This window comes from Pseudomonas sp. NPDC087817 (assembly GCF_044742875.1).
Classification (GTDB): domain Bacteria; phylum Pseudomonadota; class Gammaproteobacteria; order Pseudomonadales; family Pseudomonadaceae; genus Aquipseudomonas.
This window is the reverse complement of record NZ_JBIUVJ010000051.1, coordinates 17948-38407: the sequence shown is the minus strand read 5'-3', so window position 1 is coordinate 38407 and position 20460 is coordinate 17948. Positions and strand designations below refer to the sequence as shown.

At 60.3% G+C, this 20460-nt stretch carries 20 protein-coding genes; 14 read left to right on the top strand and 6 right to left on the bottom strand.

Annotated features, from left to right (window positions below; all coding sequences use genetic code 11):
• The 8 genes from mreB to tldD all read left to right on the top strand — a co-directional run.
• The coding region (gene mreB, locus ACIONG_RS23630; RefSeq protein ID WP_401303029.1) for a rod shape-determining protein MreB at positions 1 to 757 on the top strand (757 nt) is incomplete at its 5' end.
• Between the two features lie 143 nt (positions 758 to 900).
• Complete coding sequence (gene mreC / locus ACIONG_RS23625; protein WP_401303031.1) at positions 901 to 2040, top strand: rod shape-determining protein MreC; 1140 nt, start codon at positions 901 to 903, stop codon at positions 2038 to 2040.
• The gene (mreD, locus tag ACIONG_RS23620) at positions 2040 to 2531 is read left to right on the top strand and encodes a rod shape-determining protein MreD (RefSeq protein ID WP_103303129.1); all 492 of its coding nucleotides are present in this window, start codon (positions 2040 to 2042) and stop codon (positions 2529 to 2531) included. The genes mreC and mreD overlap by 1 nt, the downstream gene beginning before the upstream one ends.
• 37 nt (positions 2532 to 2568) lie before the next feature.
• Positions 2569 to 3165 carry a nucleoside triphosphate pyrophosphatase gene (locus ACIONG_RS23615; protein ID WP_103303128.1) on the top strand — a complete coding sequence of 199 codons (597 nt, stop codon included), beginning with the start codon at positions 2569 to 2571 and terminating at the stop codon, positions 3163 to 3165.
• 57 nt (positions 3166 to 3222) lie between these two features.
• On the top strand, positions 3223 to 4680 hold the full coding sequence (gene rng / locus ACIONG_RS23610) for a ribonuclease G (RefSeq protein WP_034154470.1): 1458 nt from the start codon (positions 3223 to 3225) through the stop codon (positions 4678 to 4680).
• A gap of 75 nt (positions 4681 to 4755) precedes the next feature.
• Positions 4756 to 8562 carry a YhdP family protein gene (locus ACIONG_RS23605; RefSeq protein ID WP_401303026.1) on the top strand — a complete coding sequence of 1269 codons (3807 nt, stop codon included), beginning with the start codon at positions 4756 to 4758 and terminating at the stop codon, positions 8560 to 8562.
• A 58-nt stretch (positions 8563 to 8620) separates the two neighbouring features.
• Positions 8621 to 9481, top strand: a complete 861-nt coding sequence (locus tag ACIONG_RS23600; protein WP_401303024.1) for a carbon-nitrogen hydrolase family protein — start codon at positions 8621 to 8623, stop codon at positions 9479 to 9481.
• Positions 9482 to 9484: 3 nt separating this feature from the next.
• On the top strand, positions 9485 to 10927 hold the full coding sequence (tldD, locus tag ACIONG_RS23595) for a metalloprotease TldD (protein ID WP_034154473.1): 1443 nt from the start codon (positions 9485 to 9487) through the stop codon (positions 10925 to 10927).
• Between the two features lie 51 nt (positions 10928 to 10978).
• On the opposite strand, the gene yjgA is transcribed toward tldD, so the two are convergent.
• Entirely contained in the window at positions 10979 to 11503 is a 525-nt protein-coding gene (gene yjgA / locus ACIONG_RS23590; RefSeq protein WP_008085091.1) for a ribosome biogenesis factor YjgA, read from the bottom strand.
• 108 nt (positions 11504 to 11611) lie between these two features.
• Between yjgA and pmbA the strand changes: the two genes are divergently transcribed.
• From pmbA to ACIONG_RS23560, 6 genes are all read left to right on the top strand, one after another.
• Positions 11612 to 12958: a metalloprotease PmbA gene (pmbA, locus tag ACIONG_RS23585; protein ID WP_401303022.1), complete on the top strand. Its 1347-nt coding sequence runs from the start codon at positions 11612 to 11614 to the stop codon at positions 12956 to 12958.
• Between the two features lie 251 nt (positions 12959 to 13209).
• Positions 13210 to 13617: a FagA protein gene (locus tag ACIONG_RS23580; protein WP_103303124.1), complete on the top strand. Its 408-nt coding sequence runs from the start codon at positions 13210 to 13212 to the stop codon at positions 13615 to 13617.
• Positions 13598 to 14974 carry a lyase family protein gene (locus tag ACIONG_RS23575; RefSeq protein ID WP_103303123.1) on the top strand — a complete coding sequence of 459 codons (1377 nt, stop codon included), beginning with the start codon at positions 13598 to 13600 and terminating at the stop codon, positions 14972 to 14974. The genes ACIONG_RS23580 and ACIONG_RS23575 overlap by 20 nt, the downstream gene beginning before the upstream one ends.
• A 27-nt stretch (positions 14975 to 15001) precedes the next feature.
• Positions 15002 to 15442 carry a hypothetical protein gene (locus tag ACIONG_RS23570; RefSeq protein WP_007953590.1) on the top strand — a complete coding sequence of 147 codons (441 nt, stop codon included), beginning with the start codon at positions 15002 to 15004 and terminating at the stop codon, positions 15440 to 15442.
• Position 15443: 1 nt separating this feature from the next.
• The gene (locus ACIONG_RS23565; protein ID WP_315446849.1) at positions 15444 to 16055 is read left to right on the top strand and encodes a superoxide dismutase; all 612 of its coding nucleotides are present in this window, start codon (positions 15444 to 15446) and stop codon (positions 16053 to 16055) included.
• A 30-nt stretch (positions 16056 to 16085) separates the two neighbouring features.
• On the top strand, positions 16086 to 16979 hold the full coding sequence (locus ACIONG_RS23560; protein ID WP_401303019.1) for a ZIP family metal transporter: 894 nt from the start codon (positions 16086 to 16088) through the stop codon (positions 16977 to 16979).
• 42 nt (positions 16980 to 17021) lie between these two features.
• On the opposite strand, the gene ACIONG_RS23555 is transcribed toward ACIONG_RS23560, so the two are convergent.
• From ACIONG_RS23555 to ACIONG_RS23535, 5 genes are all read right to left on the bottom strand, one after another.
• Complete coding sequence (locus tag ACIONG_RS23555; RefSeq protein WP_008085079.1) at positions 17022 to 17297, bottom strand: HPr family phosphocarrier protein; 276 nt, start codon at positions 17295 to 17297, stop codon at positions 17022 to 17024.
• 15 nt (positions 17298 to 17312) lie between these two features.
• Positions 17313 to 18170 (bottom strand): RNase adapter RapZ, encoded by an 858-nt coding sequence (rapZ, locus tag ACIONG_RS23550; RefSeq protein ID WP_103303120.1) that lies wholly within the window; start codon positions 18168 to 18170, stop codon positions 17313 to 17315.
• Between the two features lie 2 nt (positions 18171 to 18172).
• Positions 18173 to 18637 carry a PTS IIA-like nitrogen regulatory protein PtsN gene (gene ptsN / locus ACIONG_RS23545; RefSeq protein WP_103303119.1) on the bottom strand — a complete coding sequence of 155 codons (465 nt, stop codon included), beginning with the start codon at positions 18635 to 18637 and terminating at the stop codon, positions 18173 to 18175.
• 11 nt (positions 18638 to 18648) lie between these two features.
• Positions 18649 to 18957 (bottom strand): ribosome hibernation-promoting factor, HPF/YfiA family, encoded by a 309-nt coding sequence (gene hpf / locus ACIONG_RS23540; protein ID WP_008085073.1) that lies wholly within the window; start codon positions 18955 to 18957, stop codon positions 18649 to 18651.
• A gap of 73 nt (positions 18958 to 19030) precedes the next feature.
• Positions 19031 to 20460 (bottom strand): RNA polymerase factor sigma-54 (locus tag ACIONG_RS23535; RefSeq protein WP_401303016.1); only part of this gene is annotated, 1430 nt, incomplete at its 5' end.

Sequence of the window (20460 nt, the reverse complement as noted above, 5' to 3'; positions counted from 1 at the left end):
CACGGGTCACGAAAACAGCTTTCTGCAGCCTAGCCCTCGTGTGCTGATCTGCGTTCCATGCAAATCCACCCAGGTTGAGCGTCGTGCCATCCGTGAATCGGCCCTGGGTGCCGGTGCCCGTGAAGTGTTCCTGATCGAAGAGCCAATGGCGGCTGCGATCGGTGCTGGCCTTCCGGTAGAAGAAGCGCGCGGTTCGATGGTCGTGGATATCGGTGGTGGTACTACCGAAATCGCGCTGATCTCCCTGAACGGTGTGGTCTACGCCGAATCCGTACGCGTTGGCGGCGACCGTTTCGACGAAGCGATCATCACCTACGTGCGCCGTAACTACGGCAGCCTGATCGGTGAATCGACCGCCGAGCGCATCAAACAGGAAATCGGCACGGCCTACCCGGGCGGCGAAGTTCGCGAAGTCGACGTTCGCGGTCGCAACCTGGCCGAAGGCGTTCCACGCGCATTTACCCTGAACTCCAACGAAGTGCTGGAAGCTCTGCAAGAGTCCCTGGCAACGATCGTTCAGGCTGTAAAAAGCGCCCTGGAGCAATCGCCGCCGGAACTGGCTTCCGACATCGCCGAGCGTGGCCTGGTGCTGACCGGTGGTGGCGCGCTGCTGCGTGACCTCGACAAGTTGCTGGCTCAGGAAACCGGTCTGCCGGTGATCGTTGCCGAAGATCCGCTGACTTGCGTTGCTCGCGGCGGTGGCCGTGCATTGGAAATGATGGATAAGCACACCATGGATCTGCTCTCCAGCGAATAAGTGCTGGGTTGCAATACGTGGGTGAGCGCGCGCAGGCAGCACTTTGCAGTGCTGCCTGTTGGCGTTTATCTTCTGTCAGTCTTCATCCAGGCCGGTTTGATGCCGTATGAATAAACAGAACATTTGCCTGGGAGGAGCGGCTTATTAAACCGCTTTTCGCCAAGGGCCCTTCGTTGGGCGTCCGCCTGTTGGTGCTGGCCGTGTTGTCGGTTGCGCTGATGGTGGTCGATGCCCGCTTCAGTCTGCTCAAGCCTGCACGCAGCCAGATGTCGCTGGTGCTGATGGACGCCTACTGGATCACCGACCTGCCCGGTCGTTTGTGGGAAGGCGTTGCCAGTCAGTTCGGCAGTCGCACCGAGCTGGTCGCCGAAAACGAAAAACTCAAGACCGAGAACCTGCTGTTGCAGGGCCGCATGCAGAAGCTTGCCGCCCTCACCGAGCAGAACGTCCGGCTGCGCGAGTTGCTCAATTCCTCCGCGCTGGTCAACGAGAAGGTCGAAGTGGCCGAGTTGATCGGCATGGACCCCAACCCCTTCACCCATCGCATCATCATCAACAAAGGTGAGCGCGACGGTGTGGTCCTCGGTCAGCCGGTGCTTGATGCGCGCGGCCTGATGGGCCAGGTGGTCGAGTTGATGCCGTACACCTCCCGGGTGTTGCTGTTGACCGACACCACTCACAGCATTCCGGTACAGGTGAACCGTAACGGTCTGCGGGCGATTGCCAGCGGCACCGGCAACCCGGAACGCCTGGAGTTGCGTCACGTCGCGGATACTGCCGACATCAAGGAAGGCGATCTGCTGGTCAGCTCCGGTCTCGGCCAGCGCTTCCCGGCCGGTTACCCGGTGGCGACAGTCAAGGAAGTCATCCACGATTCCGGCCAGCCCTTCGCGATCGTTCGTGCCGTGCCGACCGCTGCGTTGAACCGCAGCCGTTATCTGCTGCTGGTGTTCAGCGACAATCGCACCGCCGAAGAGCGCGCCAACGCTGCCGCGCAAGCTCAGGAAAATCTTGATGCCTTTGGTGGCGGTCCGGTGATTCCGACCACCGTGCCTAAAGTTGTGACGCCACCGGCTGCCGCTACGCCTGCCGCCGCAGCCACTCCGGCTGCACCTGCCGCCAGCGCCACACCGGCCAAACCCGTTACAAGCAAGCCAGCCGCCGCTGCAAAACCACCGGCAACCACTCCGGCGGCCGCCAAGCCTCCGGCTGCCCAGCCTGCTGCACGACCTGCGGCGAAACCGCCGGTCACCGCGCCTGCTACCACTGGGAGACAAGAATAATGGTCGGGGCTACCGCATCGCGAAACGGCTGGATCGTCTGGCTGACGTTTGCCATCGGCATGCTGCTCAGCGTCTCGCCGCTGCCGCAATTCATGGAAATCCTGCGCCCGCTGTGGCTCGCCTTGCTGCTGACTTTCTGGGCGCTGTACATGCCGCAGACGGTTGGCATGGTGACGGCGTTTTGCCTGGGCCTGGCGGAAGACGTGCTGTACGGCACGCTGCTTGGGCAGAACGCACTGATCCTGACACTGATCACCTTCCTGGTCCTGTCGTTGCAACAGCGTCTGCGCATGTTTCCGATCTGGCAGCAATGTCTGGTGATCCTGGTGATCTTCGGACTCGCGCAACTGGTGCAGTTGTGGCTCAGTGCCTTGACCGGCAATCGCCAGCCGACCCTGGCGCTGGTGCTGCCGGCACTGGTCAGCGCCTTGCTCTGGCCTTGGGTCAGCTTCGCTTTGCGTGGATTGCGCCGCCGCTACAAAATCAATTGATCCGGTGAAGCAGGGCACTGAACAGGGAGATGTTTTGATGAAGCCGCTTTACCTCGCCTCTGGATCGCCGCGTCGCCGTGAGTTGCTCACGCAGATTGGTGTGGCTTTTTCCGCCATCAGCGCGGACATCGATGAAACCCCACTTCCTGAAGAATCGCCATCGGCCTATGTCGAACGCCTCGCGCGCGGCAAGGCCGAGGCCGGGCGACGCACGATCGTGTCCGACCAGGCATTCTGTGTGCTGGGCGCCGACACGGCGGTGGTGCTCGAAGGCAAAATTCTTGGCAAACCGGTGGACGAAGCCGATGCATGCGCCATGCTGATGATGTTGTCCGGCAAGGAGCATGAAGTGCTGACCGCGATTGCCGTGCTCGAAGGCGAGCGCTGCGAATCACGGGTAGTGCGCAGTCTGGTGCGGTTCCGCCCGATCAGCCGTGAAGAAGCGGCAGCCTATTGGGCCAGTGGCGAACCCCGGGACAAGGCCGGTGGCTATGGCATTCAGGGACTCGGCGCGGTGTTTGTCGCGGGCCTCAATGGCAGCTATTCGGCGGTGGTCGGCTTGCCTGTTTGCGAAACCGCAGAACTGTTGGGCCATTTCGGCATACCCTGTTGGCAAAACCTGAACGCGCAATAAGCGTCGTACGAACAAGATGCGGCCATTATCGTGAACATGCCTGAACGAGATCCTGCCATGAGTGAAGAGATTCTGATCAACATCACGCCGATGGAGTCGCGCGTGGCGGTGGTCGAAAACGGTGTGCTGCAAGAAGTCCATGTCGAGCGCACGCAAAAACGCGGGATCGTCGGCAACATCTATAAAGGCAAGATTGTCCGGGTGCTGCCGGGTATGCAGGCGGCGTTTGTCGACATCGGCCTTGATCGTGCGGCGTTCATTCACGCTGCCGAAATATCTCTGCGCGAAGGCCCGGCGGTGGAAAGCATCAGCGCGCTGGTGCACGAAGGTCAGAGTCTGGTAGTGCAAGTCACCAAGGATCCGATCGGTTCCAAAGGCGCACGGCTGACCACGCAGTTGTCGATCCCGTCGCGTTATCTGGTGTACATGCCGCGCACCGCCCACGTCGGCATTTCGCTGAAAATCGAAGACGAAGCCGAGCGCGAACGCCTCAAGCAGGTCGTCAGCGATTGCGTGGCCAAAGAAGGCATCAAAGAGGCCGGCGGCTTTATTCTGCGTACCGCTGCCGAGGGCGCGGGAGCCGATGAAATCCTCATGGACATCCGCTACCTGCGGCGCCTGTGGGATCAGATCAACGAACAGATCAAGACCATTTCGGCGCCGAGCGTGATCTATGAAGACCTCGGTCTGGCCCTGCGCACATTGCGCGACCTGGTCAATCCGAAAATCGAGAAGATCCGCATCGATTCCCGGGAAACCTTCCAGAAAACCACGCAGTTCGTCGCCGAACTGATGCCGGAAATCGCCGATCGCCTGGAGCACTACCCCGGCGAGCGACCGATTTTTGATCTGTATGGTGTCGAAGACGAAATCCAGAAAGCCCTGGAACGCAAGGTGCCGCTGAAATCCGGTGGCTACCTGGTGGTCGATCCGGCAGAAGCCATGACCACCATCGACGTCAATACCGGGGCGTTCGTCGGTCATCGCAATCTTGAAGAAACCATTTTCAAGACCAATCTCGAGGCGGCAACCGCGATTGCCCGGCAGATGCGACTGCGCAATCTGGGCGGGATCATCATCATCGACTTCATCGACATGGAAGATGAGGAGCACCAGCGCCAGGTGCTGCGTACGCTGGAGAAACAGCTGGAGCGTGACCACGCCAAGACCAACATCATCGGCATCACCGAGTTGGGCCTGGTGCAGATGACTCGCAAGCGTACCCGCGAAAGCCTTGAACAAGTGCTGTGCGAGCCGTGCAGCAGTTGCCAGGGGCGCGGCAAGCTGAAAACCGCAGAAACCATCTGTTACGAGATTTTCCGCGAGATCCTTCGCGAGGCCCGGGCCTATCAGGCCGAGGGTTATCGCGTGTTGGCGAACCAGAAAGTTGTCGACCGTTTGCTGGATGAAGAGTCCGGTAACGTTGCCGAGCTTGAAGGGTTTATCGGGCGCACCATACGCTTCCAGGTGGAAACCATGTATTCCCAGGAACAATATGACGTGGTGTTGCTCTGATCCCCTGCGTCATCCTTTTTCCACCGCGGCTGGCCTCAGCTTTTCGCAGTATTCATGCCATGGGAGCCAACTGACATGGACCGTCTGACACGCAATTTGGCCGCACTCACCCGCTGGGGGCTGGGCCTGTGCGCGTTGGTTCTGGTGTTGATGGCGTTGTACGTCAGTCTGGGGCGCGAGCTGACCCCGCTGGTGGCCGAATACCGCGCCGAAATTGAAGACAAGGCCAGTGCCGCCCTCGGCATGCCGTTGCAGATCGGTGAACTGGAAGGTAACTGGAGCGGTTTTGCACCAATCCTGCTGGCCCATGACGTCATGGTCGGTGATGGCGCCAATGCTTTGCGTCTGGATCAGGTGCGTGTCGTGCCGGATCTGTGGTCCAGCTTGTTGGCTCGTGAAGTACGCATTGCCCATCTGGAACTCAATGGCCTGAAAATCAGCCTCAAGGAAGCCGAGGATGGCAGTTGGGCGCTGGAGGGGCTGCCGGTGCAGAAGGACCAGCCGCTCGATCCGGAGCAGCTGTTCAATCGCTCGCAAATGATTCAGCAACTGTCGGTGCTCGACAGTCAGGTGACTTTGCAGCCGCTGGATCACCCGGCGATGACGCTCACTTATGTCGGCCTCAATCTGAAAACCGGTGCCAGTCGTCAACGTCTCGACGCGCGTTTGACCCTGCCCGACGGCCAACCCGTTGCGCTGAATCTGCGCACGCGAATTCGCCCCAAGCAGTGGCAGGACAGCTCAGTGGAGGGCTACGCCAGCCTGCCGCAAAGTGACTGGTCAAAGTGGCTGTCGGAACGCCTGACCCAACAATGGAATTTCTCCGAGATCAAGGCCGGCGGCGAGCTGTGGGTGAACTGGTCTGACGGTGCGCTGCAAAGCGCGGCGCTGCGCCTGAATGCACCGCAACTGACCGGCGCCTACGGCGAGCGCAAGCCGATCCAGATTAACAATCTGGCGCTCAACGCCTACTACGAGAACAGCGCCAATGGCGTGAAAGTCACCCTTGATTCGCTGGCGATGAACTTTGGCGACACCCGCTGGGAGTCGCGAGTCCAGGTGCAGCAGACCCTCGCCACCGACAAGGCCGACGAACTCTGGCATTTGCAGGCGGATCGTCTCGACCTGACGCCGATTACGCCGCTGCTCAATGCATTGGGGCCGTTGCCGCAGGGGTTTGCCACAGCGGTCGAGCGTCTGAAGGTCACTGGCGGTTTGCGCAACGTGTTGCTGGACTTCCGTCCGAGCGCCACGGATGGCAGCAAATTCGGCTTCGCGGCCAACCTCGACAATGTCGGTTTCGATGCCTACCACGGCGCCCCGGCGGCACGAAATGTCAGTGGTAGCCTGACAGGCAATCTCGACGGCGGCGAGCTACGCATGGACAGCAAGGACTTTGTCCTGCACCTCGATCCGATCTTCGCCAAGCCATGGCAGTACATTCAGGCCAACGCCCGGTTGACCTGGAAACTCGATAAAGACGGCTTCACCCTGATCGCGCCGTATCTGAAAGTGCTGGGCGAGGAGGGCAAGATTGCCGGTGACTTCCTGATCCGCCTGCATTTCGACCACAGCCAGGAAGACTACATGGACCTGCGCGTCGGCCTGGTCGATGGCGACGGACGCTACACCGCCAAGTACTTGCCCCAGGTGTTGAGCCCGGCGCTGGATGAATGGTTGCGCACAGCCATCCTTCAGGGGGCCGTGGATCAGGGCTTCTTCCAGTATCAGGGTTCGCTGAGCAAAAACGCCGGGGAAGCGGATCGCAGTATCAGTCTGTTCTTCAAGGTGCATGACGCCGAACTGGCCTTCCAGCCGGGCTGGCCGCACGTGAGCAAGGTCAGCGGCGATGTATTCATCGAGGACAGCGGCGTACGGATTCTGGCCAGCAAGGGCCAATTGCTCGATACCCAGGTCAGCGATGTTTTCGTCAACATTCCCCATGTGCCGGCCGGGCAACATACGCATATGTATCTCGACGGCGGGTTTGCCGGCGGTCTCGGTGATGGCCTGAAAATTCTTCAGGATGCACCGATCGGCACGGGCGAAACCTTTGCCGGCTGGGAAGGCGCGGGTGATCTGCAAGGCAAACTGAAACTGGACATCCCGCTGGACAAGGGTGGTGACCAGCCGAAGATCGTCGTCGACTTCAAGACCGCCAATGCGCGGCTGAAACTGGCCGAGCCGAAACTGGAATTGACCCAGCTCAAAGGTGATTTCCGCTTCGACAGTGCCAAGGGCCTGAGCGGGCAGAACATCGCTGCCCGAGCATTCGACAAACCGGTCACCGCGCAAATCTTCGCTGACGGCAGCGCTAACAAACTCAAGACCCGAGTGGCGGCATCGGGCCAGGTCGAAGTGAAGAAACTCACCGACTGGCTCGGCGTGACCCAGCCGCTGCCGGTGTCCGGGACGATTCCCTACCAGTTGCAGTTGAACCTGGACGGCGCCGACAGTCAGTTGATGGTCAGTTCCAGCATGAAAGGGGTGGCTGTCGATCTGCCGGCGCCGTTCGGCATGGCGGCGGATGTCGGGCGCGACACGATATTTCGCATGACCCTGCAGGGACAGGAGCGGCGTTACTGGGTCAATTACGATCAACTGGCCAATTTCACCTTCGCGGCGCCGCCAAGCAATTTCGCCGACGGTCGTGGTGAGTTGTTCCTCGGTGCCGGTGAAGCCGTGTTGCCTGGCAACAAAGGCTTGCGCATTCGTGGTGTGTTGTCGGAACTGGACGTCGCGCCGTGGCAGGCTCTGGTCAACAAATATGCCGGACAGGACCCGGGCGGCAGTGCCAAGCAACTGTTGAGCAGTGCCGACTTCAAGGTCGGCAAGCTCACCGCATTCGGCACCACGCTGGATCAGGCTTCGGTCCAGTTGAATCGCAAACCGGGGGCGTGGAATCTGGCGCTCGATAGCCAGCAGGCCAAAGGTACGGCCAGCCTGCCGGACGCGAAGAACGCGCCGATTGTGGTGAATCTGCAATCCGTGCGACTGCCGGCGCCGGATCCGACGGTGCAGGCCGACGAGAATTCGCCTGACCCGTTGGTGTCGGTCGATCCGACAAAAATCCCGGCGCTGGATATCACCATCAACCAGTTGTTCCTGGGGCAGGATCTGGTCGGTGGCTGGTCACTCAAGGTCCGGCCGACCGCCAAAGGCATTGCCCTGAACAACCTCGATATGGGCCTCAAAGGCATCCTGTTGCAGGGCAACGGCGGCTGGGAAGGCGCGCCGGGTGCGACCAATAGCTGGTTCAAAGGGCGGATTGGCGGCAAGAACCTCGCCGATGTGCTCAAGGGTTGGGGCTTTGCGCCGAGCGTGACCAGCGAAGAATTCCATATGGACGTCGATGGCCGCTGGCCGGGCTCGCCGGCATGGCTGGCGACCAAGCGCTTCTCCGGGACCCTCGATGCCTCGCTGAGCAAAGGCCAGTTTGTTGAGGTGGAAGGTGGAGCGCAGGCATTGCGGGTGTTTGGTCTGCTCAACTTCAATTCCATCGGCCGCCGGTTGCGCCTGGACTTCTCCGATCTGTTTGGCAAAGGCTTGAGCTACGACCGGGTCAAAGGTTTGCTGGTGGCCAACAACGGCGTTTACGTCACGCGCGAACCAATCCGCCTGACCGGGCCGTCGAGCAATCTGGAACTGGATGGCACACTGGACCTGGTCGGCGATCAGGTCGACGCCAAATTGCTGGTGACATTGCCGGTGACCAACAACCTGCCGATTGCTGCGCTGATTGTTGGCGCTCCGGCGGTAGGCGGCGCGTTGTTCCTGATCGACAAGCTGATCGGTGACCGTGTGGCGCGCTTCGCCAGTGTGAAATACACCGTCAAAGGCCCATGGAAAGAGCCGAAAATCACCTTCGACAAGCCTTTTTGAACAGCCAGCCCCTGAACCGATGGAGTAGCATGGCCGCATATCTCTTGCGGAGTTCGCTATGTCTTTAGCGGTGATTCAAATGGTCAGCCAGAGCGATGTGCTGGCCAATCTGGCTCAGGCCCGGCGCCTGCTTGAACAAGCGGCAGCGAGCGGCGCGAAGCTGGCCGTGTTGCCGGAAAACTTCGCCGCCATGGGTCGTCGCGACATCGCCGCCATCGGCCGTGCCGAGGCCCTTGGCGAAGGCCCGATCCTGCCATGGTTGAAACAGACCGCCCGCGACCTCAGGTTATGGATAGTCGCCGGCACATTGCCGTTGCCGCCGGTCGATCAACCCGACGCCAAGTCGCACGCCTGTTCGCTGCTGGTCAACGATCAGGGCGAAACCGTTGCGCGATATGACAAGCTGCACTTGTTCGATGTCGATGTAGCGGACAATCGCGGCCGTTACCGCGAATCCGATGACTATGCTTATGGCAGTGGTGTGGTCGTGGCGGACACCCCGGTGGGCAAAGTCGGTCTGACCGTGTGTTATGACCTGCGCTTTCCGGAGCTGTATAGCGAATTGCGCGCTGCCGGTGCCGAGTTGATTACCGCTCCGTCGGCGTTTACCGCGGTAACGGGCGCGGCGCATTGGGACGTACTGATCCGCGCGCGGGCCATCGAGACTCAGTGTTATGTGTTGGCGGCAGCACAGGGCGGCACCCATCCGGGACCGCGAGAAACCTTCGGGCATGCGGCGATCGTCGACCCGTGGGGGCGCGTGCTGGCGCATCAGGATCAAGGCGAAGCGGTGTTGTTGGCCGAACGCGATAGCGATGAACAAGCGTCCATCAGGGCGCGGATGCCGGTGATGAGTCATCGGCGGTTTTTCTCGCAGGGCGCACAGCGACCTGCCTCAGAACATGAATTTAAGGCCTAAACCATGAGCGAGTTGTTGTCCTCAGTCAGTGATCACCTTTTGGCGCCCGGCGGCGTGACGATCGAGAGCCTGCAAGGCGTGCTCGGCGATCTGGCGGGCCCGGGCATCGATGCCGCCGACTTGTATTTCCAGGGCCAGATCTCCGAGTCCTGGGCGTTGGAAGACGGCATCGTCAAGGAAGGCAGCTTCAACCTCGACCAGGGTGTCGGTGTGCGTGCTCAGTCCGGTGAAAAAACCGGTTTTGCCTACAGTAATGCGATCACCCTCGAAGCCTTGGGCGCCGCGGCGCGTGCGGCGCGTTCAATCTCCCGGGCCGGGCAGAACGGCACGGTGCAGGCGTTCACCACGCAGGACGTCGCGCAGTTGTACGCGCCGGACAACCCGCTGGAAGTGCTGAGCCGTGCCGAGAAAGTCGAACTGCTCAAGCGCATCGACGTCGCCACTCGCGCACTTGATCCGCGTATTCAGCAGGTCAGCGTGAGCATGGCCGGCGTCTGGGAGCGAATTCTGGTGGCGTCCACCGACGGCGGCCTGGCGGCGGACGTGCGACCGCTGGTGCGCTTCAATGTCAGCGTCATCGTTGAACAGAATGGCCGTCGCGAGCGCGGCGGGCATGGCGGCGGCGGGCGTACCGATTACCGTTATTTCCTCGCCGAAGACCGTGCCATGGGCTACGCCCGTGAAGCGTTGCGTCAGGCGCTGGTGAACCTCGAAGCGATTCCGGCGCCGGCCGGTACCTTGCCGGTGGTGTTGGGTTCAGGCTGGTCGGGCGTGCTGCTGCACGAAGCGGTTGGTCATGGTCTGGAAGGCGACTTCAACCGCAAGGGCAGTTCGGCCTACAGCGGGCGCATGGGCGAAATGGTTGCCTCCAAGCTTTGCACCATCGTCGATGACGGCACCCTTAGTGGTCGTCGCGGCTCGCTGAGTGTCGACGACGAAGGCACGCCGACCGAGTGCACCACGCTGATTGAAAACGGCGTCCTCAAGGGTTACATGCAGGACAAGCTCAACGCGCGTCTGATGGGCGTGGCCCGTACCGGTAACGGTCGCCGTGAATCCTACGCGCACCTGCCGATGCCGCGCATGACCAACACCTACATGCTGGGTGGCGAAAGCGATCCGGCGGAAATCATCGCTTCGGTGAAGAAGGGCATCTACTGCGCTAACCTTGGCGGCGGTCAGGTCGACATCACCAGCGGCAAGTTCGTGTTCTCCACCAGCGAGGCGTACCTGATCGAAGACGGCAAGATCACTGCGCCGGTCAAAGGCGCGACGTTGATCGGCAACGGGCCCGAGGCGATGAGCCGGGTGTCGATGGTTGGTAACGATCTGGCACTGGACAGCGGCGTGGGCACGTGTGGCAAGGATGGGCAGTCGGTACCGGTGGGTGTTGGCCAGCCGACGCTGAAAATCGATGCGATCACCGTGGGTGGCACGGGCGCATAAGGAAAGGTGAAACTGCGGGTGGCGCACAGGGCGACCACCCGGTGACGAATATCAACGCAGTCCGCGTTGAGTCTCGTCCAGTTCACGGATGTACTTGAAGATCTTGCGGCTGGAAGCAGGAGGTTTGTTTTGCGCAACCTCATGCTGAGCCTGACGGATCAGGGAACGCAGTTGCTGGCGATCGGCGTCCGGGTACTCGACGACGAATTTCTCCAGCACGGCATCGTCGCCTGCGATCAGGCGATCCCGCCAGCGTTCGAGATTGTGGAAACGCTCGTTGTACTGACGAGTCGAGGCATCGAGTTGATCGAGCAACGTGAGAATCGCGTCAGTGTCCTGATCGCGCATCAGTTTGCCGATGAACTGCAAGTGCCTTTTACGCGCGATGTTCGCGGTGTGCTTGGGCGCATCGGCCAGGGCCCGGCGCATGGCGTCGGTCAACGGCAGTTTTGCGACCAAGTCGGGCTTGAGTGTGGTCAGGCGCTCGCCGAGGTCAACCAGAGCATGTAGCTCGCGTTTGACCTGAGATTTGCTTTTTTCTCCCGTATCGAGGGAGTCGTCGTAAGAATCAACCATGGTGGCAGTCCGCAAAGAAACGCCGCCATGATAACCAGTCGGGGGCCGCGTGTCCGGCCCGGTCGCTCGATGACCCCAGCCGAAAGCAGAATTTGAGTGGAGATGAGCATGAGTGCAGTTGAAAGCGTCGGCCCGCAGGCATTGCCGGCACTGCAGGAACAGGTCGAGCAGATCATCGCCGAAGCCAAGCGTCAGGGCGCCAGTGCCTGCGAAGTCGCGGTGTCGCTAGAGCAGGGGTTGTCGACCTCGGTGCGCCAGCGCGAAGTCGAAACGGTCGAATTCAATCGTGATCAGGGTTTTGGCATCACGCTGTATGTCGGTCAGCGAAAGGGTTCTGCGAGCACCTCGGCTACTGGCCCGGATGCCATTCGCGAAACAGTCGCCGCCGCACTGGCGATCGCCAAACACACGTCTGAAGACGAAGCCTCGGGCCTGGCCGATGCAGCGCTAATGGCCAGGGACCTGCAGGATTTCGATCTATTCCACGAATGGGACATCACCCCGGAGCAAGCCATCGAGAAGGCATTGCTCTGTGAAGCGGCGGCATTCGACGCCGATGCGCGGATCAAGAACGCCGATGGCACTACCCTCAGCACCCATCAGGGTTGCCGCGTGTATGGCAACAGCCACGGTTTCATTGGTGGGTATGCGTCGACCCGGCACAGCCTGAGCTGCGTGATGATCGCCGAGGCCGATGGCCAGATGCAGCGTGATTACTGGTATGACGTGAGTCGTCAGGGCACATTGCTCGCCGATCCGGTGAGCATTGGCCAGAAGGCCGCGCAACGAGCGGCGAGCCGCTTGGGTGCGCGCCCGGTGCCGACCTGCGAGGTGCCGGTGCTGTTTTCCGCTGAGCTGGCGGGTGGTTTGTTCGGAAGTTTTCTTTCGGCAGTGTCCGGAGGCAGTCTGTATCGCAAATCGTCGTTCCTGGAAGGCACGCTGGGGCAGAAGTTGTTCCCGGAATGGCTGACCATCGACGAGCGCCCACACTTGATGCGTGCAATGGGCAGCGCTTCGTATGACGGTGACGGCTTGGCGACTTATGCCAAACCGTTCGTCGAAAAGGGCGAGTTGGTTTCATACATTCTCGGCACTTACTCCGGCCGTAAGCTCGGTATGCCTAGCACTGCCAACGCCGGTGGCGTGCACAACCTGTTCGTCACCCATGGCGATGAAGATCAGGCTGCACTGTTGAAGCGTATGGGCCGTGGCTTGTTGGTCACCGAATTGATGGGTCATGGCTTGAACATGGTTACCGGCGATTATTCGCGCGGGGCGGCGGGGTTCTGGGTCGAGAACGGTGAAATCCAGTTCGCGGTGCAGGAAGTGACCATCGCCGGCAACATGCGCGACATGTTCAAACAGATCGTCGCCGTGGGTAACGATCTTGAGCTGCGCAGCAACATTCGCACCGGTTCGGTGTTGATCGAGCGGATGACCGTCGCGGGCAGCTAAGCTTCGGATTTCGTTCAGCAAAAAGGCGCGCCATCTCATCGGATGGCGCGCCTTTTTCGTTGGTGTCACACAAAACCCTGTGGGAGCGAGCCTGCTCGCGAAGGCGATTTAACTGCCAGCCTCCATGGTGACTGACTCGACGCCTTCGCGAGCAGGCTCGCTCCCACAATGAAATCTGCATGGCTCGGCACTCTTGTTTTGGTTCTCATTATCATCTAATAATAAATCTCATTACCGAATGAGCCCGGATCATGAGTTCTGCCTTGCACGAGCAGCCGTACCTCGAAAACTGGCGCTGGATGAGTCGCCAGATCCGTTGCGCGATGGATCCTGACGAACCGCGCCTGATCGAGCATTACCTCGCCGAAGGGCGGTATCTGGCCTGCTGTACGGCAACTTCCCCGTGGACCATCGCTGAAACCTCTTTCCGTCTGCTGCTCGACACCGCCACCGACATCGCCTTGCCGTGGCACTGGCGCAGCTTCTGTCTCGACCAAGCCTGGCGCCCATTGCGTGAAATGGAGCGTCTGTCCCTGTGCAAGTGCCGGCTCAAGCGCTGGCAGCGCTACACCTGGCAACTGGCGACCTGCGAGTTGCTTCCCTCGATTCCTCTTATTGAACTGGTGCAAGGATTTTCAGATGACCAAGACACGTATTGAGCGCGACAGCATGGGCGAACTGCAGGTGCCGGTGGACGCTCTCTACGGCGCGCAAACCCAGCGCGCAGTGGATAACTTCCCGATCAGCGGCAAGCCGATGCCGACCCAATTCATTCGTGCGCTGATTCTTGCTAAAGCGGCCGCCGCCCGGGCCAACGTCGAACTCAACCAGATCAGCGCCGCCCAGGGCAAAGCCATCAGCGACGCCGCCCAGGGCCTGCTCGAAGGCGACTTCATGCAGCATTTCCCGGTGGATATCTTCCAGACCGGTTCCGGCACCAGTTCCAACATGAACGCCAACGAAGTGATCGCCACCCTGGCCAGTCGCCTGCTCGACGAGCCAGTCAACGCCAACGATCACGTCAACTGCGGCCAAAGCAGCAACGACATCATCCCGACCACCATTCACGTCAGCGCGGCATTGGCCCTGCACGAGCAATTGCTGCCAGCGCTGCTGCACCTGGTGCAAGTCATCGAGCACAAAGCCGAGCAGGTGCATCATCACGTCAAAACCGGTCGCACTCACTTGATGGACGCGATGCCGGTGCGCATGAGTCAGGTGCTCAACGGCTGGGCGCAGCAACTCAAGGCCAACATCGGCCACTTGCAGGACCTGCTGCCAAGTCTGCAATCCCTGGCGCAGGGCGGCACGGCCGTCGGCACCGGGATCAATGCGCATCCTGAGTTCGCCGCACGTTTCAGCCGTCAACTCAGCCAATTGACCCACGTGCAATTCACTCAAGGCAAGGATCTGTTCGCCCTGATCGGCTCACAAGACACTGCCGTCGCCGTCTCTGGCCAGCTCAAGGCCATAGCCGTTTCTTTGATGAAAATCGCCAACGACCTGCGTTGGATGAACTCCGGCCCGCTCGCCGGTCTCGGTGAAATCGAATTGGAAGGCCTGCAACCGGGCTCGTCGATCATGCCGGGCAAGGTCAACCCGGTGATCCCGGAAGCCACTGCCATGGTTGCTGCGCAAGTGATCGGCAACGATTCGGTGATCACCATTGCCGGTCAGTCGGGCAACTTCGAGTTGAACGTAATGCTGCCGATCATCGCCCAGAACCTGTTGAGCAGCATCGAACTGCTGGCCAACTCCAGCCGTCTGCTTGGTGACAAGGCCATCGCGACATTCAAGGTCAACGAGTCGCGACTCAAGGAAGCGCTGTCGCGCAACCCGATTCTGGTCACCGCGCTCAACCCGATCATCGGCTACCAGAAAGCCGCGGAAATCGCCAAGCAGGCCTACAAACAAGGCCGCCCGGTGATTGACGTCGCCCTGGAACACACCGACCTGTCGCGCAGCCAACTGGAAGAGCTACTCAATCCCGAGAAGCTCACTGCCGGCGGCGTGTAAACCCCGCAACCGCTTTGGAGGCTCACCATGGAGCACTGGAAACGCACGATCGAACGGGCCAATCGCTGCTTCATGCTGGGCGAATTGATCGACGCCCGCGAGGCTTACCTGCAAGCCCTGGCCCTGGCGCAAGTGTTGTTCGAGCGCTGGGCGGATGCCGACGAAGCGGTGGCGGCCTGCGTCATCTCTCATCACAACCTGGCGGATCTGCACCTGCGCCTGAATCAGCCCGAGGAGAGCGCCGAGTATCTCTGCGCGATTCACCAACGGCTGTTGCAGACCATGCAGGACGAGCGCCTACGCCCGGCCCTGCGTGAGGCGGCGCTGCGCCAGAGCAGCAAGACCTACGTTGAATTACTGAACTTCATCAGCGAACACGGCGAATACCCGCGCACTCAGCGCCTGCTGCACCCGGATACCGGCAATGCGCGTCGCGCGCCTGCCCCACATCACCATGGAGTCCATTGAAATGGCTTTTACTTTGCCTGCCTTGCCTTACGCCTACGACGCCCTCGAACCGCATATCGATGCGCAGACCATGGAGATCCACTACACCAAGCATCACCAGACTTACATCAACAACCTCAACGCCGCCGTAGAAGGCACTGAATACGCCGAGTGGCCGGTGGAAAAACTGGTCGCCAGCGTGCAGCAGTTGCCGGAAAAACTCCGTGCGGCGGTGATCAATCAGGGCGGCGGTCATGCCAATCATTCGCTGTTCTGGGAAGTCATGGTGCCAAGCGGTGGCGGCAAGCCCGATGGCGCGCTGGCCAAGGCCATTGATGAACAACTGGGTGGTCTGGACAGTTTCAAAGAGGCCTTCACCAAAGCCGCGCTGACCCGTTTCGGCAGCGGTTGGGCCTGGCTCAGCGTGACCCCGCAGAAGAAACTGATCGTGGAAAGCAGCGGCAACCAGGACAGTCCACTGATGAACGGCAACACGCCAATTCTCGGTCTCGATGTCTGGGAGCACGCCTACTACCTGCGTTACCAGAACCGTCGTCCGGAATACATCAACGCCTTTTACAACGTGATCAATTGGCCTGAAGTGGCTGCGCGCTACAAAGCCGCACTGGTTTAAGTCTTCTATAAAAACAATCCAAGGCTGACTATGGGCACTGAAACACTGGCGATCGGAAGTGGGCGTATGTTTCGTTACGCGGTGGGCTCGCTCTTGCTGTTGGCGGGCATGACCTTGCTGGTCGCTCACGGGCTGGAATGGCTGGATCTGGAACCGAGGCTGTCGCGCGCGTTGCAAGGCGGGGCGATCTGCGCGCTCGGCACGGCGCTCGGCGCGGTTCCGGTACTGGTGATTCGGCGCATGCCCCAGGCGCTCAGCGATACATTGCTGGGTTTTGGCGCTGGCGTGATGTTGGCAGCGACGGCGCTTTCGCTGATCGTGCCGGGCATTGCCGCCGCTGAAAGCCTCGGCCTGACAGCGTGGGCCGCCAGCGGCTTGATCTGCTTCGGCATCATGCTCGGTGCGTTCGGGCTGTTTCTGGTCGACCGGCAATTGGCTGGTGCGTCTCCGGAGATGCTCGTGGGCACGGTCGAACGGCCGGTGATTCCGCCGCGGATCTGGCTGTTCGTGTTCGCCATCATTGCTCATAACATTCCGGAGGGCATGGCGGTCGGTGTCTCCGCTGGCGGCGGCATGCCGGATGCCGATAGTCTGGCCATGGGCATTGCCTTGCAGGATGTGCCGGAAGGTCTGGTGATTGCGCTGGTGCTGGCTGGGGCGGGAATGTCGCGGGTCAAGGCGTTCTTGATCGGCGCGTCGTCGGGCCTGGTTGAGCCGGTTTTTGCCCTGCTGTGTGCGTGGCTGGTGAGCCTGGCGCAGGTGCTGTTGCCGTTAGGTCTGGCGCTGGCGGCCGGGGCGATGTTGCTGGTGGTGACCCACGAAGTGATCCCCGAGTCGCGACGCAATGGTCACGACAAACTGGCCAGTCTCGGCCTGTTGATCGGGTTTTGTCTGATGATGGTGATGGATACAGCGCTGGGTTGAGTTGAATTGTGGCGAGGGAGCTTGCTCCCTCGCCACAGGCGATCAGCCACCTTCGTCGAAGTAGTTGTTGATCAACGCCACCAGCGCATCCAGCGCTTCCTGTTCCTGATGCCCTTCGGTACTCAAATAGATTTTGGTGCCTTTGCCAGCCGCCAACATCATCATCGCCATGATGCTTTTGCCATCAACCGTAGTCTCCGGCGTGCGGCCTACTCGGATCGTGCAATCGGGATACTGGCCGGCAACCCCGACAAACTTCGCCGACGCTCGGGCATGCAAACCCAGTTTATTGATGATTTCGATTTCCAGAGCAGGCATCGCGGTGTGAATCCTTTAAGTGAGGTCGCGGTGGCGAACCTGGACATTCTTCAGGGTTTTCTGCAGGGCCTGACCCAAGCGTTCGGTCAGGTAGACGGAGCGGTGATGCCCGCCGGTACAGCCAATGGCAATGGTGACGTAGGCGCGGTTACTCGCGGCGAAGCGTGGCAACCATTTGTGCAGATAGGTGAAGATGTCCTGGAACATTTCCTCCACCTCGGGCTGTGCTGCCAAATACTCGGCCACCGGCGCATCGAGACCCGATTGTGCACGCAACTCTGGTTTCCAGTAAGGATTGGGCAGGCAGCGCACATCGAACACCAGGTCCGCATCCACCGGCATGCCGCGCTTGAAGCCGAATGACTCGACCAGGAACGCGGTGCCCGGCTCCGGCTGATTCAGCAAACGCAACTTGATGGTGTCGCGCAACTGGTACAGGTTCAGATGGGTGGTGTTGATTTTCAGGTCAGCGAGGTCGGCGATAGGGCCGAGCAGGGCGGTTTCATCCTGAATCGCCTCGGCCAGCGAGCGGTTGGCGTTGCTCAGTGGATGGCGACGGCGGGTTTCGGAAAAACGCTTGAGCAGCGTCTCCTCGTCAGCATCCAGATACAAGACATCGCACTGGATATGCTTGCTGCGGACATCTTCAAGCAGTTCCGGAAAACGGGTCAGATGGCTCGGCAGGTTACGCGCATCGATTGAAACGGCTACCAGCGGCTGCGCCAGTTCGGTGTGAATCAGCGCCCGTTCGGCCAGTTCTGGCAGCAGGCCAGCCGGCAGATTGTCGATGCAGTAGTAACCGTTGTCCTCAAGGACATCCAGGGCGGTACTTTTACCCGAGCCGGAACGGCCACTGACGATGATCAAGCGCATGATTACTGCCCGTTTTGCTCGTCCAGTACGACCTGGTACAAGGCTTCGTTGCTCGGAGCGCTGCGCAGCTTATCGCGCACGTCCTTGCGATCGAGCATGCTGGCGATCTGGCGCAGCAACTCCAGATGGGCATCGGTAGCCGCTTCCGGGACCAGCAGAACGAACAGCAGGTCAACCGGGGCGCCGTCGATGGCATCGAAATCGATAGGGGCTTCAAGGTGCATCAAGGCGCTGATTGGCGACTGGCAACCCTTGAGGCGGCAGTGAGGAATGGCGATGCCGTTGCCGAAACCGGTAGAGCCGAGTTTCTCACGGGCGATCAGGGCCTCGAAGACATCTTGCATCTCCAGATCCGGCACTTCGCGGGCGATCAGGTTGGCAATTTGTTCGAGGGCTTTCTTTTTACTGCCGCCCGGCACGTTCACCAGGGAACGGCCGGGGGTCAGGATACTTTCAAGTCGGATCATGGAATGGGGGGTTATCGACCGGTGGCGCCCTGGAGCAGGCTCTGGGTCTTTTCCTTATGCTTTTTGAGTTGTTTATCCAGCTTGTCGGTCAAGGCGTCGATCGCCGCGTACATATCGGTATGTTCCGCATTGGCGACCACTTCGCTGCCGGGTATATGCAAGGTGGCTTCGATTTTCTGCTTCAGCTTTTCGACGCACATCGTGACTTGCACGTTGGTGATCTTGTCGAAATGTCGTTCCAGTCGTTGGAGTTTTTCCTCGATGTAGGAACGCAGAGGTTGGGTCACTTCCAGTTGGTGTCCACTGATGTTGACTTGCATACAGCTTCTCCTTCGTTGCCAGTGCATAAAGCGGCAGGCTGGATAGCCTGCCACTGGAACGCTGTAACGTGGCTTACATCAACCGCTTGCGTTCGCTCGAAGGCGCGATCCCTAAGGACTCGCGGTACTTGGCGACGGTGCGGCGAGCCACCTGAATGCCTTGTGCCTCCAGTAAACCAGCGATCTTGCTGTCACTCAACGGCTTTTTCTGATTTTCCGCCGCAACCAGTTTTTTGATGATCGCGCGGATCGCCGTGGACGAGCATTCACCGCCTTCGGAGGTGCTGACGTGGCTGGAGAAAAAGTATTTCAGTTCATAAATACCGCGCGGGGTATGCATGAATTTCTGTGTGGTCACCCGGGAAATCGTCGATTCATGCATGCCGACCGCTTCGGCGATGTCATGCAGGACCAGCGGCTTCATGGCTTCGTCGCCGTATTCCAGGAAGCCGCGCTGATGCTCGACGATCTGGGTGGCCACTTTCATCAGGGTTTCGTTGCGGCTTTGCAGGCTTTTGATGAACCAGCGAGCTTCCTGCAACTGATTGCGCATGAAAGTGTTGTCGGCGCTGGTATCGGCGCGACGCACGAAACCGGCGTACTGGGCGTTGACCCGCAGGCGTGGCACTGACTCCTGATTCAGCTCGACCAGCCAGCGCTCGTTGTCCTTGCGCACGATGACGTCCGGGACGACGTACTCGGCTTCAGTGGATTCGATCTGCGAGCCTGGACGCGGGTTGAGGCTCTGCACCAGTTCGATGACCTGACGCAGCTCGTCTTCCTTGAGCTTCATGCGGCGCATCAACTGGCTGTAATCACGGCTGCCGAGCAAGTCGATGTAGTCGGTGACCAGGCGCTTCGCTTCAGCCAGCCAAGGGGTCTTGGCCGATAGCTGACGCAGTTGCAGCAGCAGGCATTCACTGAGGTTGCGGGCGCCAATGCCTGCCGGTTCGAATTGCTGGATGCGGTGCAGGACGGCTTCAATCTCGTCCAGTTCGATGTCCAGTTCCGGATCGAACGCTTCAAGAATCTCCTCGAGGGTTTCGTCCAGGTAGCCCTGATTGTTGATGCAATCGATCAGGGTCACGGCGATCAGTCGATCGGTGTCGGACATCGGTGCGAGGTTCAATTGCCACAGCAGGTGACTTTGCAGACTTTCGCCAGCGGAGGTGCGGGTGGTGAAATCCCACTCGTCGTCATCGCTGGTTGGCAGGCTGCTGGCACTGGTCTGGTAAACGTCCTCCCAGGCCGTATCGACCGGAAGCTCGTTGGGGATACGCTCGCTCCAGTCGCCGTCCTCAAGGTTATCCACCGTTGGGGCGGTTTCCTGATAGGAGGGTTCCTGGATCTCGGTGTTGGGCTTCTGTTCGGCGTTGTCGGCCAGGGGATCGGAGTTGTCGAAGTCGTCGCCTTCTTCCTGGCGTTCGAGCATCGGATTGGATTCCAGGGCCTCCTGGATTTCCTGTTGCAGATCCAGGGTCGACAATTGGAGCAGGCGGATAG

Coding starts and splice junctions, on each gene's coding strand:
- mreD (WP_103303129.1), top strand. CDS start 2,040: ATGGTCGGGGCTACCGCATCGCGAAACGGCTGGATCGTCTGGCTGACG.
- ACIONG_RS23615 (WP_103303128.1), top strand. CDS start 2,569: ATGAAGCCGCTTTACCTCGCCTCTGGATCGCCGCGTCGCCGTGAGTTG.
- rng (WP_034154470.1), top strand. CDS start 3,223: ATGAGTGAAGAGATTCTGATCAACATCACGCCGATGGAGTCGCGCGTG.
- ACIONG_RS23605 (WP_401303026.1), top strand. CDS start 4,756: ATGGACCGTCTGACACGCAATTTGGCCGCACTCACCCGCTGGGGGCTG.
- ACIONG_RS23600 (WP_401303024.1), top strand. CDS start 8,621: ATGTCTTTAGCGGTGATTCAAATGGTCAGCCAGAGCGATGTGCTGGCC.
- tldD (WP_034154473.1), top strand. CDS start 9,485: ATGAGCGAGTTGTTGTCCTCAGTCAGTGATCACCTTTTGGCGCCCGGC.
- yjgA (WP_008085091.1), bottom strand. CDS start 11,503: ATGGTTGATTCTTACGACGACTCCCTCGATACGGGAGAAAAAAGCAAA.
- pmbA (WP_401303022.1), top strand. CDS start 11,612: ATGAGTGCAGTTGAAAGCGTCGGCCCGCAGGCATTGCCGGCACTGCAG.
- ACIONG_RS23580 (WP_103303124.1), top strand. CDS start 13,210: ATGAGTTCTGCCTTGCACGAGCAGCCGTACCTCGAAAACTGGCGCTGG.
- ACIONG_RS23575 (WP_103303123.1), top strand. CDS start 13,598: ATGACCAAGACACGTATTGAGCGCGACAGCATGGGCGAACTGCAGGTG.
- ACIONG_RS23570 (WP_007953590.1), top strand. CDS start 15,002: ATGGAGCACTGGAAACGCACGATCGAACGGGCCAATCGCTGCTTCATG.
- ACIONG_RS23565 (WP_315446849.1), top strand. CDS start 15,444: ATGGCTTTTACTTTGCCTGCCTTGCCTTACGCCTACGACGCCCTCGAA.
- ACIONG_RS23560 (WP_401303019.1), top strand. CDS start 16,086: ATGGGCACTGAAACACTGGCGATCGGAAGTGGGCGTATGTTTCGTTAC.
- ACIONG_RS23555 (WP_008085079.1), bottom strand. CDS start 17,297: ATGCCTGCTCTGGAAATCGAAATCATCAATAAACTGGGTTTGCATGCC.
- rapZ (WP_103303120.1), bottom strand. CDS start 18,170: ATGCGCTTGATCATCGTCAGTGGCCGTTCCGGCTCGGGTAAAAGTACC.
- ptsN (WP_103303119.1), bottom strand. CDS start 18,637: ATGATCCGACTTGAAAGTATCCTGACCCCCGGCCGTTCCCTGGTGAAC.
- hpf (WP_008085073.1), bottom strand. CDS start 18,957: ATGCAAGTCAACATCAGTGGACACCAACTGGAAGTGACCCAACCTCTG.